This is a genomic window from Geminicoccus flavidas (genome assembly GCF_009806515.1).
Taxonomy (GTDB): Bacteria; Pseudomonadota; Alphaproteobacteria; order Geminicoccales; family Geminicoccaceae; genus Geminicoccus; species Geminicoccus flavidus.
This window is the reverse complement of the sequence record NZ_WUJP01001110.1, coordinates 1-1,806: the sequence shown is the minus strand read 5'-3', so window position 1 is coordinate 1,806 and position 1,806 is coordinate 1. Positions and strand designations below refer to the sequence as shown.

1 protein-coding gene is annotated in these 1,806 nt (G+C 72.1%); it reads left to right on the top strand.

Annotated elements, in window-relative coordinates; genetic code table 11:
- Positions 1-45: 45 nt before the first annotated feature.
- On the top strand, positions 46-1,806 hold a 1,761-nt coding region (locus tag EQG76_RS31275), incomplete at its 3' end, for an acyltransferase domain-containing protein (RefSeq protein ID WP_159719110.1).

Sequence of the window (1,806 nt, the reverse complement as noted above, 5' to 3'; positions counted from 1 at the left end):
GCCGAGGGCTGTGGCGTGGTGGTTTTGCGTCGAGCGGGAGCTGGGGTGCGGGCTCGGGCTTTGGTGCTGGGCAGTGCGGTGAACCAGGACGGGCGCTCGGCGGGGCTGACGGCACCGTCCGGTCCGGCCCAGGCCGCGGTGGTGCGCGCGGCATTGGCCGATGCCGGTCTGGATCCTGGTGCGGTGGATGCGATCGAGGCGCACGGCACCGGGACCAGCCTGGGCGACCCGATCGAGATGCATGCCCTAGCGGACGTGTTCGCCCAGCGCGACCGGCCGCTCTGGGTGGGCTCGGTCAAGAGCAATATCGGCCATGCCGAGGCGGCGGCTGGGATTGCCGGGCTGATCAAGGCGGTCTTGATGGTGGAGCGGGACGCGGTGCCGCCCTCGCTGCATTTCTCCCAGCTCAACCCGCATATCGAGCTGAACGGGGCCGACCTCCGGGTGCCGACCTGCCTGCAGCGCCAGGCGGTGCGGGCGGTAGGCGTGAGCAGCTTCGGCTTCAGCGGCACCAACGCCCATGTCGTAGTGGCCAAAGCGCCGGCCCCAACTGCTGGCACGGTGCCAGCACGGCCAGCGGCAGTGCTGCCGCTGGCGGCAAGGACGGAGACGGCATTGGCCACGCTGCGCCAGGCCTATCTGGACCGGCTGGCGGAGGGGCCCGATTGGCCGGCTCTGGCGCATAGCGCTGGCCTGCGTCAGGCGCGGCTGCCCTGGCGGCTGGCGGTGGTGGCGGGCGATGCCGCTTCGGCCCGCCAAGCGCTGGCGAGTGCGCCGGCAGCCAAGGTGGCAGGCCGACCGAAGCTGGGCTTTCTGATCACCGGGCAGGGCTCGACCTATGCCGGGATGGCGCTGGACCTGTTGCCGGGTGCGCCGGTGCTCCGGGACGTGCTGGCGCGCTGCGATGCGGTGATGGGGCTGGACCGGCCACTGGCTGAGATCTTCGCCGATGGCCAAGCGCTGGGGCAGACCGGCTACGCCCAGCCGGCTTTGTTCGCCCTGGCGGTGGGCTTAGGCTGGCAGCTGCGCGCCTGGAACATCACGGTGGACGCGCTGCTCGGGCACAGTGTTGGCGAGTATGCCGCGGTGGTGCTGGCGGGGGTGCTGTCGCTGGAAGATGGTGCCCGGCTGATCGCCAAGCGCGCCCGGCTGATGCAGGCCCTGCCGGAAGGCGGCGGGATGGCCGCCCTGCTGGGCCCGGCCGAGGCGGCCCAAGCCCTGCTGGCAAGGCATCCCGAGCTGGAGGTGGCGGCCTGGAATGCGGCCAGCTCCATCACCGTGGCCGGGCCGGATGCGGCCATCGCCCGACTGGCTGCCGATCCGGCCGCCGAGCAGGCCGGGCTCATGGTGCACGTGCTGCCGGTCAGCCACGCCTTCCATTCCCGGCTGCTGGAGCCGATGCTCCAGGAACTGGAACAGGCGGCCAGCCTGCCGCACCAGCCGCCGCAAGTACCGGTGGTCAGCAACCTGACCGGGAGCGTGCTGGCGCAGCGGGACGGGCGCTATTGGCGGGAGCATGCCCGCCAGCCGGTCCGGTTCGCCCAGGGGCTGCAACGCCTGAAGGAGCTGGGCTGCGAGCTCTTGCTGGAGCTGGGGCCGCAGCCGGTGCTGGCCGGCTTTGCCCGGGAGGTGCTGCCGGCGCTGCCGACCCTCCGGCGCGGCAGGCCGTCCTGGAGCGTGCTGCTGGAGACGCTGGCCGAGCTGCACCGAACGGGCTGCGATCCGGACTGGCCGGCGATCGACCAGCCGTTCGACCTGCCCACCACCCCAGCACCCCACTACCCGTTCGAGCGGCAGAGATATTGG